The organism is Bifidobacterium cuniculi (genome assembly GCF_000741575.1).
GTDB lineage: Bacteria > Actinomycetota > Actinomycetes > Actinomycetales > Bifidobacteriaceae > Bifidobacterium > Bifidobacterium cuniculi.
The window spans coordinates 450,081-464,444 of sequence record NZ_JGYV01000001.1 but is presented as its reverse complement, the minus strand read 5'-3'; the positions used below and the strand labels follow the sequence as shown (position 1 = coordinate 464,444).

Here is a 14,364-nt window from a genome sequence, read left to right as displayed (position 1 = left end):
TGCCTCGTTTCCGTGAAGGTTGTCTTTCAATGTCCCAGCTGCCGGTCGCTGCCGAAGCGTTCCTCGTATGCCGCGAGCGCGTCGACGGCATCCTCAGGCAGGGTGGCGTTCCAGGCGGTACCCTGATGCATCGCGAAGAAGGTCAGGAGCAGCTGTCGCTGCAGGCCGAACATCTGGCGTTCCTGTTCGGCGGTGCGGTGGTCGTAGCCGATCAGGTGCAGGATGCCATGGATTGTCAGGAGCATCATCTCCTCCATGGTGCTGTGTCCCGCGGCGGCGGCCTGCTGTGCGGCGACCCAGGGGCAGATGACGATGTCGCCGAGGATGCCTACCGGTACGGTGCCCTGGTCGCCGGGGCGCAGTTCGTCCATGGGGAAGCTCATGACGTCGGTGGGGCCCAGCAGTCCCATCCATTTGTCGTGCAGTTGCGCGATGGGTTCTGGGTCCACGAACATGATGGCGAGGTCGGACTGGGTGCTCACCCTCATCTGGTCCATGACCCAGATGCCCAGGTCGGAGAAGGTCTTCGGGTCGATGACCCATTCGGTTTCGTTGGTGACTTCGACGCTCATGCTGTGTGGTTCCCTACTGTGTGCTGGTCCTGTTGGCGGTGTTGGTCGTGGCGTTCGTATGCGGCGACGATGCGTCCGACCAATTCGTGGCGGACCACGTCCTGCGCGTCCAGGTGGACGAAGGCGATGTCGTCGATCGCGCCCAGGATGCGTTCGATGGAGACCAGGCCCGACTGGCCCTGGGCCAGGTCGACCTGGGTGACGTCTCCGGTGACGACCATGGTCGTGTTGAAGCCCAGGCGGGTGAGGAACATCTTCATCTGCTGGACGGTGGTGTTCTGTGCTTCGTCGAGGATGACGAAGGCATCGTTGAGGGTGCGTCCGCGCATATAGGCCAAGGGTGCGACCTCGATGGTGCCGTCGTCCAGGCAGTGCTTCATGCGTTCGGCGCCCAGCATGTCCGACAGGGCGTCGTAGAGGGGGCGCAGGTACGGGTCGACCTTCTCGTTGAGGGTGCCCGGCAGGAAGCCGAGGTTCTCCCCCGCCTCCACGGCCGGACGCGTCAGGATGATGCGGCGTACCTTGCCTTCTTCGAAGGCCTGCACGGCCTTGGCGACCGCCAGGTAGGTCTTGCCCGTGCCGGCAGGTCCGATGCCGAAAGTGATGGTGTGGGTGGCGATGTCGTGGACGTAGGCTGCCTGTCCGGCGGTCTTGGGGCGTACCGGGTAGCCGTTGGCGTAGGCGATCGCATTGCCGTCACGGGGCTTGCGGTAGGTGGCGTGAGCATCCCGTGCGGTGCCGTTGTGTTCGCGCCTGGCCCGGCGGATGGCTTCGCTTTGGCGGCCCGTGCCCGGAGCCTCATCCCTGATGTCGTGGGTCAGGACGCGCTGGTCGAGCATGCGTCGCAGCGCATGGGCGTCCAGCGGTGCGTCATAGGCGGCATCGACCAGCAGGTTGACGATGTCCTGCGCTTCGCTGGCCTGTTCCTCGCCACGCCGAGTCGTCGAGCGGATGGTCACTTCGTTGCCGCGGATGTGGATCGTGATGTCCGGGAACTCGCGTTCGAGTTCGCGGATGTTCTCGTCGTAAGGCCCGAATACCCGTAGGGAGTCCAGCGTCTCGGGAATCCTCACCGTTCGTGTTGTAGTCGCCACCGCACCTCTTCGTCGTCGTGATTCATGCTCTGTCGGTCTTGCCGCCCGTCCGTCCGTGTCGGGTTCACTCGTCGAGCGGCTCGCCGGTCAGCACGTGGGCATGGACGTGGAACACCGTCTGGCCCGCCTCTTCGCCGGTGTTGAAGATGAGCCGGTACGCGCCGTCATATTCACGGTCCGCAATGGTCTGCGCGACCTCGACCATGTGGGCAAGCAGCTGGGCGTCGGCCTTGGCCAGTTCATCCACGTTACGGTAATGCTCTCGGGGCACCACCAGTACATGGACCTTCGCCTTGGGGTTGATGTCCTTGAATGCATACGTGGTGGCGTCCTCGTATACCTTCTCGCTGGGAACTTCGCAATCCACGATCTTGCAGAACAGGCACTCCGTATCCTTCATGCCACTCTCCTTTCGGTCGGCCATGCCCTTCATGCTAGGCATCCATCAGGATAAACCGCGGTACGGGCGCCACTATTCCTGACGGACAACGAAAAGGGCCGGCCCCGATTGGGACCGGCCCTTTGGCGGTGTCCGGAGCGGGACTTGAACCCGCACGCCGTTGCGCCCGCAGGGGCGGAATCACGCCAATCTAGGCCGCCGCACCCGGTCGGGGCGCCAACAAAGCGCCAACATCCAGGGAGCGCAGCAGCTCCTCCATCCCGGCCGCCGCGGACTCCAGATCCGCGTCGAAAAGGTCGGCGTAGACGTCCAGGGTCATCGCCGCGCTGGCGTGTCCCAACTGCCGCTGCACGCTCTTGACGGAGGCGCCGGTGGAGACCATGAGGCTCGCCGCCGTGTGCCGCAGGTCGTGCAGCGTCATCCTGGGCAGCCCGGCCGCGTCGCACGCCCTGGCGAACCAGCCTTCCGCCTTCGGGCTCTTGAGCTGGCGCACATAGCCGCCCGGCAGGCCATCAGGATCGAAAAACAGGAGGCTGTCGTCGTGCCGCCCGGCCAGGGGCAGGATGTCGTCTAGCATCGCCGGGTAGAACACCGACCGCACCTCCGAGGTCTTCGGCGAACCGATGACGACCTTGCCGCGCACCTGCGTGGCTGACTTGGTGACCGAGATCCTGCGGCGTGCCCGGTCGACGTCCTCGACCAGCAGGGCCGTGGCCTCGCCCCACCGCATCCCCGTCAACCCCAGCGTGAGCACCAGGCTGCGACGCTCCCCGCACTCAGACGCGAGACGGAACAGCTCGGGCGCACTCAGGTACACGTGCCGGCTCCTCTCCTTGCGCGGCAGGGTCACGCCCCGGGCGGCATTAGTTGCGACCAGGCGGTCGGCAACCGCGTCATCCAGTACCCCGGCGAGGACCCCGTAGGCGCGCTTGACCACGCTCGCGCTCTTCGGCTTGCCCTCCAGGCGCGCCGCACTCCCCTGCCGCTCCGCCGATTCGAAGCGCCCGGAGGCGATGTCCGACACCCACCGCTGCACGCCCGACCTGGTCACATCCCTCAACGCCACATGCCCCCAGGCGGGCAGCACGTAGACGCGGGCCGAGTCCTCCAGGTCATCCAGATAGCTCGGCTTGCACGCCAACCGCTTCTTCTCCAGCCAGGCGGGCAGGAGCGCACCCACCGTCGTCCTCGAGTCCACCGGATCCACATACGAGCCCTGCGCGATCGCCGTCACCACATGCTCGGCCGCCCACGCCTCCGCATCCTTCCTCCGCGCAAAGCCCCGCTTCGTGTACTGCCCGCCGCCTCCCGGCTTGCGATAATCCACCCTCCACCGCTTGACGCCACTGGAGGTCTTGTACTGTGTGATACTGGCCATGACGACCACCTTCCCGCGCGCCTGCTACGATGAGACGCGCATCTCTATCGATGCCAGCGAGCGCCATCAGGTATCCGGCCGACGCGCTCGCTGTCTTTTTATGGGTATACTGGGGACCAGCCAAAGTAGGCACTAGGAGAAGGAGCAACGCCATGGCCAAGACCAAGGAAGAGCCGCTGCTGCAATACCGCGTCGGAAACGAGCGAGTCAGCGCCTACGAGAACCGTATCGAGATCCGCCACCCCAAGGTCCTCACTCTGGGTCTGACCCACAGGACCGACACGATCTTTTACTCGGCTATCCAGGACGTGGACGTCGCCACCCGCAGCATCACCGTGCACATGGGCACCCTGCGCCTGCAGCGCATCGGCGGCTCCAAAAAGGATATCCGCGCGCTCGTCGACATCATCAACGCCCACCGCTAACCCCCCTCCGTCTCTTGCCCCGGCCTCATGGTCGGGGCTTTTTGCTTATTGGATGGCGAGCGCCGGGTTGTGGTGGAGGCGCTCGCGGAATGCGTGGATGACCCAGGGCATGACGTCGAGCTCGTGGGCGAGCCAGACGGGGTTGTCGCAGATGGTCTCGAGGGCTGCGTAGTGCGTGGGGTCGATGAGCATGCCGGCGGCCTCCATGTCGGCCCTGCGCTCGGCCCATTTGTCCTCCTGGCATCCGCCGTCTCCGTGTCGGGCGTGGCTGACCTCATGGGCGAGGACGCATTTGCGCTCGGTATCGGTGAGGCGGTTGTCGAGGATGATCATCCGGTCGTCCGGTATCCACATGCCTTGGATGTGCTCGTCTGCTATGGGCAGGTCCCATAGGTCGGCCCATCGCAATGCCTCAATCTCGATGGCACCCACTTACGGCTGCTCCTCGTATGCTTCCTGCTCCACCTCGGTGTCGCCCTTCTTGGCGGCCTTGGTGACGAGTTCGGGGTGGGCGGCAATCCAGGCGGCCCGCTCTTCCCTGCCGCTGCGCTCCATGTACTTCTCTGCCTCCTCTATGAGCTCGTGGGGGTAAAGGCCCAGGACGGCGCAGGCTCGGGCTATCTGGATGACGTTGATATCCCGCTCCCCTTTGAGTATGCGAATCAGCGTCCTTTCCGGTATTCCGGATTCTTCTGCGAGTCTCTTGATTGTCATGTGGGCCGCTGATCTCTCTGCCGAGAGAGCCATGGCCGTCGCTTCATTAATGTCCATATGGTCAGTATAGACGCCCTTCTCTCCAAACATGCTGCCCAAATGGGCAACACGCCGTCTTGACTTACTGCCCAATTGGGCAGTACAATGTCAAGCATGGACATCACGAGATACGCAGAGCAGGTAGCCGACAATGTCGCCCAGGCCATAGAGAAGGCCGGCCTGACCAAGGCAGGGGCGGCGACCCGGTCCGGCATCCCCCGCACCACGCTGATCAGACAGCTGGAACATCCGGACGCCTACCCCTTCAACGTGCGGCAGCTGGCCCAGCTGTCCATAGCCACCGGAGCCCCGGTAACCAAGCTCATGAAGCCCATCCGACACTGATCGACCGCCAAGGAGAAGAAGACATGACCAACCTCACCGAAGTTCAGCGTGAAACCCTCGAAGCCGAGCGAGACGCCCTCCAGGAGCGCCTCCCCCAGCTCGACAAGGCAGTCGCCGAATACAGGGACGAGCTGGAAGCCTACCGCGCCATCCACCAGGACGCCCTCGCTGCCGCCACCCCCGCGGGGCATGATGCACGACTGGCTTGCCAGGCCATCGAGGACCGGCTCATCGCCGCCCACGAGGCGGCCACCGGGGCCGCCGAACGCATCAGCCACATCACCATGGTCCTCGCCGGGCTGAGGCCTCTCGACGAGGATCCATGTGAAACCGACCAGGCCGCCGACTGGCTGGGTGCGCTCGCCGACATGCCAGCCACGGCAGGCGAGGACACCGACCGGGCCGACCTCGAGCTGGCCATCCGCGACCAGCTCATCCGCACCGCCGCCTCCTGGATCAACTCCCTCGACGGCGACCTGCTCGACCTCAGGCTCCGCCGCGCGGACGGCTACGCCGAAACCGGCCTGGCCGTCGAGATCGACACTACCGCCATCGCCACCATCGTCCTGGACACCATCCGAGCCCACGCCAAGGAGACACGGTGAGCGACCTGGTGACCACCCTCACCCCACGCCAGGTGGCCGACCTGCTGCACGTGCACCCACGCACCCTCGCCAACTGGCGCTCCCTGTCCGACGAGCGCCACCAGGTCGGCCCCGCCTACATCAAGCAAGGCCGTCGGGTGCTCTACCCCGTCGCCAAGCTGCGCATGTGGCAACGCTACGCCTATGAGCCCCGAGTCGGTACCCTCCCCGGCGACTAACCACCATCCGTCCACCACACGAAAAGGACCCCACACCATGACCCGACAGCGCATCGCCGGCATCCTCGCCGCCATCCTCCTCATCCCATCCTTCCTCTACCTGGCCTGCGGGCCCGGCTTCTACGCCGCCCCCTGGCCCCAGACCATCGCGCTCGCCGCTGCCGCCGGCGGCGTCCTGCTCGCCATCCGCGCGCTGGATCTCTAAAAGACTTGCCGACCCCTCCGGGAGTCGGCGGCGGCAAGGAAAAGCCGTGAAAACCGCCATAACTGAAGATGATGACTCGCGTCGCCGGCCCCATACCTGTTCTGCCGGCGGCGCGCACGGACGGCGCCATAGATGCCCTGGCCCCACATGGCTTCCACCCCTGCTCTTCTTCTCCCGGGGACGGACCTGAAAGGCCGGACGGAAGGTGCGAACCCCTCGCCGTCCACTAGGTCCACGTCAACGCCACCCCTGCCGCGGCGAGATAGCCAGGCGCGGCCAGGGGAACGATGCAGGCACATCCGGCCAGGTCAGCCGGTGCCGTAACTGGGCTATGCGCCTGCAGCGTGGACCCACCCACGTGCAACACCGGACATCACACACAAGGAGACACAATGCCAACCGAACCCAACAGCGGCAAGAAGGACACCGCTCATTACATGGCACTAGATGAGCCAGAACTGCGATACGGCTACACGGTCCAATCATCCACAGACTCCGACCGTGCCCTGGCCGTGTTCGTTTCGTGGAACCTGCGCAGCCACGCCCGGAGCATCGCTACCGTCACGGACGGCGAAGTCGCAAACGACCTCACCCGTGCAGAGATGATTGGAATCACAAAGCTCGCCATCCTCATCCTCCAGCACACCGTCGAAAAGCTTTTCCCAGACTGGAGAGATCCATCGGTGGATCTCTCACCGGAGTTTTTCCCTGATTTGTTCCGCCTCGGGGACGCCGTCAACCACCTCGAAGCGGAAGCGGAGGAGGAATAGCCATGGCCGGAGAGACCATCATCACCGTCGTCGGCAACCTGACCCGCGACCCCGAACTGCGCACCATCGGCAACGGATCCACCGTCGTCAACTTCACCATCGCCTCGTCCACGCGCAACTTCGACCGGCAGTCCAACCAGTGGACGGACGGCGGCACCCTCTTCCTCAACTGCTCCGCATGGGACAGCGAGCGCACCCACATGGCGTCCAACATCGCCCAGAGCCTGGCGAAGGGCATGAACGTCATCGCGCAGGGCATCCTGCGCCAACGCTCCTACGAGGACGACAACCACGTCAAGCACACCGTCACCGAGCTTCGCGTCCAGGAAATCGGCCCCACCCTCAAACGCGCCACCGCACAGGTGACTCGACAGACCAGCAGCGCCGCTTCCGGCGGATTCCATGACTCCCGCTTCGACGAGCAGACACCCACCGGCGGCTACCAGGGAGGCGCCACCGCCACCGCATCCAACTCCGGAGCGGTCGGTGAGGATCCATGGGGCCAGCCCATCGGCCAGGGCGTCACCTTCGGCGCCCCCGCCGAGTTCGGCGGTGACGACCCGGGCGAACCTGCCTTCTGAGCCATGTACGGCATCGACTGGGAGCAGGTCATCGAGACCGAACGCGACGAAATCAACCGCCTGCGAGGCACAGACGCCCCGCACAACACCAATCAAGGAGAAGACACCATGGCACGACCCAAGAACACCGACATCGACCGCTGGTGCGACCAGCCCTGGAACACCCTCACCCCCACACAAGGACGCCACGCCATCAAACGCGCCTTCCCACGAATCAGCGCCGACCAGCTCGCGCAGATCGAGCACGTCATGACCGACAACCCCTCCCACAGCATCAACGAATACGCCAACGTCGTCAACACCGCAGTCCTCACCAAAACCACCGCCGCAGACACCACCCCTGAGCCGACGCCGGACAGGCCGCTCACGGCCTCCTCATGGGAGCGTGGCATGGTCCTCGACGAACTGCCCGACCAGGTCACACACGCCCACCCCATCCCCGGTCAGGAACTCGCCGCCAAGGCGCTCGCCAACCCGGGCCGGTGGGTCATCGTCGCCGTGTACGGCGCCGGCGACGGCGCCCGCAGCGTCGAGAATCGTCGCAAGGCGGCCGCTTCCGTGGCTCGCGCGATCAACCGCGGGCAGCGCGTCGCTTTCCGCCCGGCCGGCGCCTATGAGGCGCAGCTGGTCGAGCCGGCCGCCAAGCCCGGCACGTACCTGGTGGCCGTCAAGGCCAGGGAGACACGAGCATGAGCCGCGTCATGCTGCCCCATGATCCCGAGGACCCGCAGGAGTGCGGCCGGGCAGGTGAGCTCGTCACCGGCGTGACCATCACCTCCGGCCTGCTGCTGCGCGCCAACGGGAGCCAGATGAACGTCACGCAGGCCGCCAGGGCGCACAGGACGCGCGTGAAGAACCAGCTCAAGCAGCTCGGCTTCCTCGCGGGCCGCAACATCCTGGCCGCCTACGCGCGCGACGGCCGCATCTTCGAACCCTTCCAGCGTGTCGACGTGCTCTACGTGATCCACTACCCGCCACGCGCCCACGACATGGACGCCGACAACCTCTTCCCCACCGTCAAACCCATCACCGACGGGCTGACCCTGGCGGGCATCTGGCCCGACGACAGCGCCAGGTACCTGCGCCGCCGCACCTACCTGGCCAGCCAATACCACAGTCGTACCGGCGAGTGGGACATCGACATCCACATCCAACCCCTCACGAACACAGACGAGGAGGACCTATGAGCCTCAAAGCAACCCAATGGGCACTCTACGACGTCGCCGACAGGCTCGACGCCAACGAGCTTCGCCTGCTCATGATCATGGCCGACATCGCCGACGTGGAAGGCCGCCGTATCTTCCCCTCGGTCGCCAACCTCGCGGACTGGTGCCACTGCTCCGTGCGCACCATCCGCAACAAGCTCGCCAGCCTCGAATCCAAGGGACTGATCAGCCGCGACGACCAGACCCTGGCCGCATCCATCCCGGCCAACCACCGCCCCATCGTGTGGCGACTCAACATGGATCAGGAGGAAGACACCACCGCGTATGCAAAAAATGCACACCTAAACAACGAGGACGACACCCCCGCCGCAGATGTGCAAACAGGTGTGCAAAACAACCCAGATGTGCAAACAGGTGTGCAATTAGATAGGCAAACAGGTGTGCAAGCTGTTTGCACACAAACCCACAATATAAGGATTAAGCCTATAACCCGAGAGAGTACGCGCGAGCAAAAAACCGACATCGACCAATGGGCGCCCAGCCTCATGGACGCGGCGCTCGCCGACCGTCTCGGCGCCGACCTCGAAGCCGAAGAGGAAAAATTCCGCGACCACGTCAAGGCCGGAGGCCACCAGCCCGCCGATACGGACGCCGCCTTCCGCAACTGGCTGCGCAGAGGCGACCAGCTCGGATACAACAAATCCGTCAAAACAACCCCCAGCAGCGTCCCTACGGGCCGTGCGCAACCCGACCGCTACCAGCCCCGGGAGCACGTACACACCGGCTCCTGCGCGCACACCAAAGCCGCCATGGCACCAATCGCACATTTGTTCGACCACACCGTGCCGGAAGGTCAATGGGGCATCAGCGAATACAACTGGGCCGCCCAGGCTTACGCCGACACCATCAACCAAGGCGGCAGCCCCGACCAGGCGGTCGCGGCCGCCAAAGCAATCCGAGAGGAGATCCCGCAATGAGCGACACCAACACCATCGACACATACCGGCTCGTCGGCCGCGCCGACCTGCAGGACATGGCCAAGAAGATGAGGAGCGTCGCCTACGACGTCGCCCGCCCCGTCGGCGACCAGCACATGCTGCTATGGGTCGACGTGGAAACCACCGGCCTGCATCCGGACCGTGACGACCTGCTCGAGGTCGGCATGCGCGTCACGCCCCTGGACGCGCCATGGGACGAGTACGGCTGGCTCAGCATCGTCATCCGTGACAGCAGCATCCGCTCCGGCGGCATCAACCGCGACACACTCCCCGCCCTGCGCATGCACCTGGAAAACGGCCTGCTCGACCAGGTCCTCACCGCCCCCACACCTCCCGAAAAATTCCACCCCAGCATCCAAGTCGGTGACCTGCACAAGCTCCTCGACTGCTTCATGGAAGAACTCGCCCCAGGCGACCACGTCCTGCACCCCGCCGGCACCAACGTCGACTTCGACCTGCGATTCCTCGAGGAAAACCTGGCCGGCCGCCACTGGGCAACCCTGCAACGCCGCCTCTCCCACCGCAAATTCGACCTGAGCACCATCCGCATGCTCGACCAGCTCAGCGGACTCAACCCCTACGGCAACCAGACCCACACCACCACGCACCGTGTCGACGACTGCCTCGACCGCGCCATCGACCAATGGGCCACCTGGATCCGCACCCGCGGCCACCACCTCCTCACCACCCCCACCAAGGAAACCAACGAATGAGCAACCTGCAAGCCACACTCCTGATCAGCCTGCTCCTGCTCATCGAGATAGGCATCTGCATCTACGTGTCCCACTGCGAGCGCGACATCGCCAACCTCACCAGCCGCCTCGAGGGCGACGAGCAGACCGACACGGCCACCATGCTGACCGTGCGCTGGCCCGACGAATACGGCACCCACTGGCGCACCAGCATCCACCCCCACGAACTCGCCGACCTGATCCGCGAACAGCCGTCCCTGGCTGGCGCCATCCGGGAAGGCGCCGCCCACGTCAGCATCCACCCAACCACGGAAGGAACCCTCCAATGAGCCTCACCGACAGCAGCATCACCCTCATCCCAACCCCGCCGGAACTCGCCGGCACAGGCCGAGCACTCGCCAACCTGCTCGACATCCTCCACAAATACGGCTTCATGACCAGAAGCAGCGTCGACTTCCAAAGCGTGCAGGACCTCGCCGAACTCGACCGCTATCTCGACGACCGAAACCCCAACCTCCGAGACCAGGTCGACGACCTCAAACACGACCTCGAAGAACTCCAGGACAGCATCAGCCGAGCCATCAACGAACTCTACTAAGGACACGACAATGGCCACGAACATCACACAGAAAGACCTCACCCTCACCGCACTCATCACCCATCTCGACGCGCTCGCCGACCGCTACGACCGGGCGTGCCGGCAGGCGGACCCGGCCAGCAGGGACGCACGCGTCCACCTGGCTGGCCAGATCGTCACCATCACCGACGTCAAGGACTGGGCATTGCAGCATCTGGGCTACTCGGGCTCGACGCCCATCGAGGCACCCAACCGCAGCGAGGAGGCGGCACGATGAGCGAATGGAAGAACATTCCCGGCAACCACACCAGCTGGTGGGACGACCTCCGGGTCGGCGACCAGGTCACCGTGCACAAGAGCCATGTGGGCCCCATCGACCACACGATCCGCGGCACCATCGCCAGTATCGAACGCATCCGCGACGGGCAAGACATGGCCGACGGCCCCGTCAAGGACATCATCCCCGGCAGCGCCTCCTACCAGTACCCCGTCGCCATCCCACGACCATTCAATCCCAAGCGCGCCCACATCACCAATCTCCGCCGCTACATTCGAGAGGACGAGTCATGACCAAGACAGCAGCATCCATCGACCCGCGCCTGACCGACCCCGACCTCGTGATCGACATGCTCATCGCCAAAGCGTCAATGCGCGCCGCCAGCAACGTGGGCGCCACCTACGCCGAACGCCTCGACCGCGCCATGCAAGAGCTCGGCCCCATCGTGCGCCCCATATGAGCGACCACGCCACCATCCTCATCCTCCTGGCCGTCACCATCCTCACCGCATGGTGGGGCGGCCACCACCACTTCTAGATCCGAACACCTGTACGAAAGGACTCCAACCATGGCAAGCAAGCAACTCCAGACCTTCGACTTCGAATCCGACCGCATCCGCATATCCATCGGAGAGAACGACGACACCTACTTCGTGGCAACCGACCTTGCCCGCATCCTCGGCTACGGCAGCGCCAAAGACATGGTGCGCTCTCTGGATGCAGATGAGAAGGGTATGCACAAAGTGCCCACCCTTGGTGGAGACCAGTCCATGCTGGTGGTCAACGAGTCTGGACTCTACCGTCTTATCCTTAACCGAGAGACTGCGTACATCAAGGACGAAGCCGCGCGAAACCACGTCAAGCGATTCCAGAGGTGGATCACCCATGAGGTCCTTCCATCCATCCGCCGCCACGGCGGCTACATGGTCGGCCAGGAGGCGATGAGTCCCGAGGAGATGCTCGCCGCGTCCATGCGCTGGCTCGAGTCCCGCATCGCAGAGCAGCGCGGCCAAATCGCACAACAGGCCGAACAGCTCGAAGCACAGCGACCCAAGGTGCTCTTCGCGGACGCGGTCGCCGCCTCCGACGGCACCTGCCTGGTCGGAGAGCTCGCCAAAATGCTCACCCAGGCCGGCTTCAAGATCGGCCAAAACCGTCTCTTCCGGCTCCTCCGCCAGGACGGCTACCTGGGCACCGTGGGGCAGAACTACAACGTGCCCAAGCAACGCTACGTCGAGGCCGGGCTCTTCAAGATCAAGGAAACCGCGGTCACCCACGCTGACGGCCACGTCACCCTCAACCGCACCCCCAAGGTCACCGGCAAGGGACAAACCTACTTCATCGACCGCTACGCCCCCAAGGAAGGCAAAAACAACCGATGAGCATGAACCGCCTGCACGGCTCCCACACCGCCCTCTGGGAGCAGATGACACCCGGCGACTGGATCCGCACCGTCGAAACCCGCGGTGAAGCAACCGTCACCATCGAAGGCATCATCACCAGCATCAGCGACGAAGCCAACGGAAAATTCGTCACCATCGGCCACTACCTCGCCGGCATGCGCCCCACCATCCCCGCCAAACCAACCGAAGGAAAACCAATCATCCGCGCGCTCGCCAGAGACAACACCATGAGCGACAGCGAGCGCGCCGCCTACGCCAACAGCATCGCCAACGGTTACGAGCCCACCACGCCATCCCCGGCGCCGTCACCAACCGGCACCGAATACACCGACGTCCCCCTATTCAACTAACCCACGGAAGGAACCCTCATGGTCAGCCAAGCAAAAAAAGACATGGTCCTCAAATGGCACGCCGACGGCTACAGCGCCGACATGACCGCCCAATACCTCAACCTGCCCATCCAAGCCGTCCAGGACATCATCGACGGACGCGACCAGCCCGACAGCTCAACCCACGGCCCCGAATTCATCGAACCCCCACTTTTCAACGACGAGGACAGGCAATGAGCAAAGGCAAATACCAGGATCTCACCGGACGCACCATCGGCCAACTCCGAGTCATCGAACGCGTAGGCACCACACCCACCGGCTACCCACTCTGGGAGTGCGAGTGCCGCACCTGCGGAAAAACCTGCTACCGCGACTCCCACTACCTACGCCGCAGCCCACACCCAACCTGCACCGGACAACACATCAACCAACCACCAGACGCCGCAACCATCCTCAAAACCGAAGCCGCCTACATCCGCCGATGCCGCAAAGGAGGACACCTCAACCCATGAGCAACCCCGAAGACATGACCCACCGTGCCGCCCAAGCGCTCGCAGCACTCCCCATCCGCGGCCACGGCCTCACCGTCGACGACCTCATCATCATCTGGCTCGACGGCCACGCCGCCGGGCACCGGGACGGCATGATCGAAATGAGCGACCGCGCCATCGACATCCTCAACACCGAACTCGCCCGCACCGGCGGCAGCCAGGAGGCACAGGACTAATGGCCATCGACGAAACCGATTGGAAGACAACTCGACTGCTCGACCACATCCAACACGTGCGCACCAACCTGCGCCTCCTCGACGACATCGCCACCAAACGCATCCACCTCACCAACAACACCGGCACCACCCGCCGCCTCGACAGCGCACCCACCCCCATCAACCTCGCCGCAGCCGACCTGCTCGACCAGATCCACACCATGAGCCGCCTCCTCGCCAAAGCCGCCGGCCTGGCCACCACCAAAACCATTCCCACCGACCCCATCCTCCAAAAACTCACCCAAAACCAATACCTCACCACGCTCGCCAACCGCAAGGACTACGCGAACATCCTCACCATGCTCGGCGAGGCCGCACACCAGTCCGACCGGATGATCGACCCCGACCCCACCACGCGCATCATCGGCCGCTGCCCCAACTGCCGCGCCGTACTCAGCATCCCCCGCGAGCACAAGCCCAGCCCCGGCCTATGGGGCCAGTGCCGCATGTGCGGCCACGACTACAATTACGGCCAGGTACAGCAAACGCAGCTCGCCCGCCTGGCCGCTGCCAACATAGTCGACACCGACACCGAGATCCGCCGCCTCCTGAAAACCGCAGGAATCGAAATGAGCGGCAGCTTCCTGCGCGTCTCCAAGCACCGCGGCCAACTCAGCGACCTCGGCAAAGACGAGCAGGGCCACAACCTGTACGCGCTCGCGGAGGTTTATCTGCTGGTGCGCCCTGACCTGGAGGATGACGACGACGGATTTGACATGTCCAACTGTAACGGCTAGCTTGGCTAGTATTGCGCGACGCGTGTAGCTGAGCGCGAGGTTTTCACAAGGCTCCAGCCCTGCCCACTCCGGCA

At 64.4% G+C, this 14,364-nt stretch carries 28 protein-coding genes; 22 read left to right on the top strand and 6 right to left on the bottom strand.

Features of this window, described 5'->3' with window-relative positions; genetic code table 11:
- Positions 1-26: 26 nt before the first annotated feature.
- From ybeY to BCUN_RS02090, 4 genes are all read right to left on the bottom strand, one after another.
- The gene (ybeY, locus tag BCUN_RS02105; RefSeq protein ID WP_033518415.1) at positions 27-572 is read right to left on the bottom strand and encodes an rRNA maturation RNase YbeY; all 546 of its coding nucleotides are present in this window, start codon (positions 570-572) and stop codon (positions 27-29) included.
- Positions 569-1,666, bottom strand: coding sequence for a PhoH family protein (locus BCUN_RS02100; protein ID WP_051920499.1), 1,098 nt, complete (start codon positions 1,664-1,666; stop codon positions 569-571). Before BCUN_RS02100 ends, ybeY begins: the two co-directional genes overlap by 4 nt.
- Positions 1,667-1,730: 64 nt before the next feature.
- On the bottom strand, positions 1,731-2,066 hold the full coding sequence (locus BCUN_RS02095; RefSeq protein WP_033518413.1) for a histidine triad nucleotide-binding protein: 336 nt from the start codon (positions 2,064-2,066) through the stop codon (positions 1,731-1,733).
- Positions 2,067-2,256: 190 nt separating this feature from the next.
- Entirely contained in the window at positions 2,257-3,444 is a 1,188-nt protein-coding gene (locus tag BCUN_RS02090; protein ID WP_033516275.1) for a tyrosine-type recombinase/integrase, read from the bottom strand.
- 152 nt (positions 3,445-3,596) lie between these two features.
- On the opposite strand from BCUN_RS02090, the gene BCUN_RS02085 reads away from it, so the two are divergent.
- Positions 3,597-3,869, top strand: coding sequence for a hypothetical protein (locus BCUN_RS02085; RefSeq protein WP_033516276.1), 273 nt, complete (start codon positions 3,597-3,599; stop codon positions 3,867-3,869).
- Positions 3,870-3,914: 45 nt separating this feature from the next.
- Here the strand turns inward: BCUN_RS02085 and BCUN_RS02080 are convergent, their stop codons facing one another.
- Positions 3,915-4,301, bottom strand: coding sequence for an ImmA/IrrE family metallo-endopeptidase (locus BCUN_RS02080; RefSeq protein ID WP_051920496.1), 387 nt, complete (start codon positions 4,299-4,301; stop codon positions 3,915-3,917).
- Positions 4,302-4,640: a helix-turn-helix domain-containing protein gene (locus BCUN_RS02075; RefSeq protein ID WP_160257639.1), complete on the bottom strand. Its 339-nt coding sequence runs from the start codon at positions 4,638-4,640 to the stop codon at positions 4,302-4,304.
- A 96-nt stretch (positions 4,641-4,736) separates the two neighbouring features.
- Here BCUN_RS02075 and BCUN_RS02070 point away from each other — a divergent pair, with 96 nt between their 5' ends.
- The 21 genes from BCUN_RS02070 (at position 4,737) to BCUN_RS01995 (ending at position 14,290) form a co-directional block, all read left to right on the top strand.
- Positions 4,737-4,967 (top strand): hypothetical protein, encoded by a 231-nt coding sequence (locus tag BCUN_RS02070; protein ID WP_033516278.1) that lies wholly within the window; start codon positions 4,737-4,739, stop codon positions 4,965-4,967.
- Between the two features lie 23 nt (positions 4,968-4,990).
- Complete coding sequence (locus BCUN_RS02065; RefSeq protein ID WP_033516279.1) at positions 4,991-5,572, top strand: hypothetical protein; 582 nt, start codon at positions 4,991-4,993, stop codon at positions 5,570-5,572.
- The gene (locus BCUN_RS12600) at positions 5,569-5,790 is read left to right on the top strand and encodes a helix-turn-helix domain-containing protein (protein ID WP_033516280.1); all 222 of its coding nucleotides are present in this window, start codon (positions 5,569-5,571) and stop codon (positions 5,788-5,790) included. Before BCUN_RS02065 ends, BCUN_RS12600 begins: the two co-directional genes overlap by 4 nt.
- A 37-nt stretch (positions 5,791-5,827) precedes the next feature.
- Positions 5,828-5,995: a hypothetical protein gene (locus BCUN_RS12125; protein ID WP_156100111.1), complete on the top strand. Its 168-nt coding sequence runs from the start codon at positions 5,828-5,830 to the stop codon at positions 5,993-5,995.
- Between the two features lie 392 nt (positions 5,996-6,387).
- Positions 6,388-6,765, top strand: coding sequence for a hypothetical protein (locus BCUN_RS02055; protein ID WP_033516281.1), 378 nt, complete (start codon positions 6,388-6,390; stop codon positions 6,763-6,765).
- A 2-nt stretch (positions 6,766-6,767) separates the two neighbouring features.
- Positions 6,768-7,346: a single-stranded DNA-binding protein gene (locus BCUN_RS02050; RefSeq protein ID WP_033516282.1), complete on the top strand. Its 579-nt coding sequence runs from the start codon at positions 6,768-6,770 to the stop codon at positions 7,344-7,346.
- A gap of 3 nt (positions 7,347-7,349) precedes the next feature.
- Positions 7,350-8,039 carry a hypothetical protein gene (locus BCUN_RS02045; RefSeq protein WP_033516283.1) on the top strand — a complete coding sequence of 230 codons (690 nt, stop codon included), beginning with the start codon at positions 7,350-7,352 and terminating at the stop codon, positions 8,037-8,039.
- Positions 8,036-8,533 carry a RusA family crossover junction endodeoxyribonuclease gene (locus BCUN_RS02040; RefSeq protein ID WP_033516284.1) on the top strand — a complete coding sequence of 166 codons (498 nt, stop codon included), beginning with the start codon at positions 8,036-8,038 and terminating at the stop codon, positions 8,531-8,533. The genes BCUN_RS02045 and BCUN_RS02040 overlap by 4 nt, the downstream gene beginning before the upstream one ends.
- Positions 8,530-9,489: a helix-turn-helix domain-containing protein gene (locus BCUN_RS02035; RefSeq protein WP_051920494.1), complete on the top strand. Its 960-nt coding sequence runs from the start codon at positions 8,530-8,532 to the stop codon at positions 9,487-9,489. The genes BCUN_RS02040 and BCUN_RS02035 overlap by 4 nt, the downstream gene beginning before the upstream one ends.
- Positions 9,486-10,223 carry a 3'-5' exonuclease family protein gene (locus BCUN_RS02030; protein ID WP_051920492.1) on the top strand — a complete coding sequence of 246 codons (738 nt, stop codon included), beginning with the start codon at positions 9,486-9,488 and terminating at the stop codon, positions 10,221-10,223. The genes BCUN_RS02035 and BCUN_RS02030 overlap by 4 nt, the downstream gene beginning before the upstream one ends.
- Positions 10,220-10,531, top strand: coding sequence for a hypothetical protein (locus BCUN_RS02025; RefSeq protein ID WP_033516285.1), 312 nt, complete (start codon positions 10,220-10,222; stop codon positions 10,529-10,531). The genes BCUN_RS02030 and BCUN_RS02025 overlap by 4 nt, the downstream gene beginning before the upstream one ends.
- Positions 10,528-10,800: a hypothetical protein gene (locus tag BCUN_RS02020; protein WP_033516286.1), complete on the top strand. Its 273-nt coding sequence runs from the start codon at positions 10,528-10,530 to the stop codon at positions 10,798-10,800. The genes BCUN_RS02025 and BCUN_RS02020 overlap by 4 nt, the downstream gene beginning before the upstream one ends.
- A gap of 10 nt (positions 10,801-10,810) precedes the next feature.
- Complete coding sequence (locus tag BCUN_RS02015; RefSeq protein ID WP_033516287.1) at positions 10,811-11,056, top strand: hypothetical protein; 246 nt, start codon at positions 10,811-10,813, stop codon at positions 11,054-11,056.
- Positions 11,053-11,349, top strand: a complete 297-nt coding sequence (locus tag BCUN_RS02010) for a hypothetical protein (RefSeq protein WP_033516288.1) — start codon at positions 11,053-11,055, stop codon at positions 11,347-11,349. The genes BCUN_RS02015 and BCUN_RS02010 overlap by 4 nt, the downstream gene beginning before the upstream one ends.
- Complete coding sequence (locus BCUN_RS12120) at positions 11,346-11,516, top strand: hypothetical protein (protein WP_156100110.1); 171 nt, start codon at positions 11,346-11,348, stop codon at positions 11,514-11,516. Before BCUN_RS02010 ends, BCUN_RS12120 begins: the two co-directional genes overlap by 4 nt.
- A gap of 108 nt (positions 11,517-11,624) precedes the next feature.
- On the top strand, positions 11,625-12,437 hold the full coding sequence (locus BCUN_RS02005; RefSeq protein ID WP_033516289.1) for a phage antirepressor KilAC domain-containing protein: 813 nt from the start codon (positions 11,625-11,627) through the stop codon (positions 12,435-12,437).
- The gene (locus tag BCUN_RS11250; RefSeq protein WP_152598103.1) at positions 12,434-12,808 is read left to right on the top strand and encodes a hypothetical protein; all 375 of its coding nucleotides are present in this window, start codon (positions 12,434-12,436) and stop codon (positions 12,806-12,808) included. Before BCUN_RS02005 ends, BCUN_RS11250 begins: the two co-directional genes overlap by 4 nt.
- A gap of 18 nt (positions 12,809-12,826) precedes the next feature.
- On the top strand, positions 12,827-13,024 hold the full coding sequence (locus tag BCUN_RS12115) for a hypothetical protein (RefSeq protein ID WP_152598104.1): 198 nt from the start codon (positions 12,827-12,829) through the stop codon (positions 13,022-13,024).
- The gene (locus BCUN_RS12110) at positions 13,021-13,299 is read left to right on the top strand and encodes a hypothetical protein (protein ID WP_152598105.1); all 279 of its coding nucleotides are present in this window, start codon (positions 13,021-13,023) and stop codon (positions 13,297-13,299) included. The genes BCUN_RS12115 and BCUN_RS12110 overlap by 4 nt, the downstream gene beginning before the upstream one ends.
- Positions 13,296-13,514, top strand: a complete 219-nt coding sequence (locus tag BCUN_RS02000) for a hypothetical protein (protein ID WP_033516290.1) — start codon at positions 13,296-13,298, stop codon at positions 13,512-13,514. The genes BCUN_RS12110 and BCUN_RS02000 overlap by 4 nt, the downstream gene beginning before the upstream one ends.
- Positions 13,514-14,290, top strand: a complete 777-nt coding sequence (locus BCUN_RS01995; protein WP_033516291.1) for a hypothetical protein — start codon at positions 13,514-13,516, stop codon at positions 14,288-14,290. The genes BCUN_RS02000 and BCUN_RS01995 overlap by 1 nt, the downstream gene beginning before the upstream one ends.
- Positions 14,291-14,364: the final 74 nt, after the last annotated feature.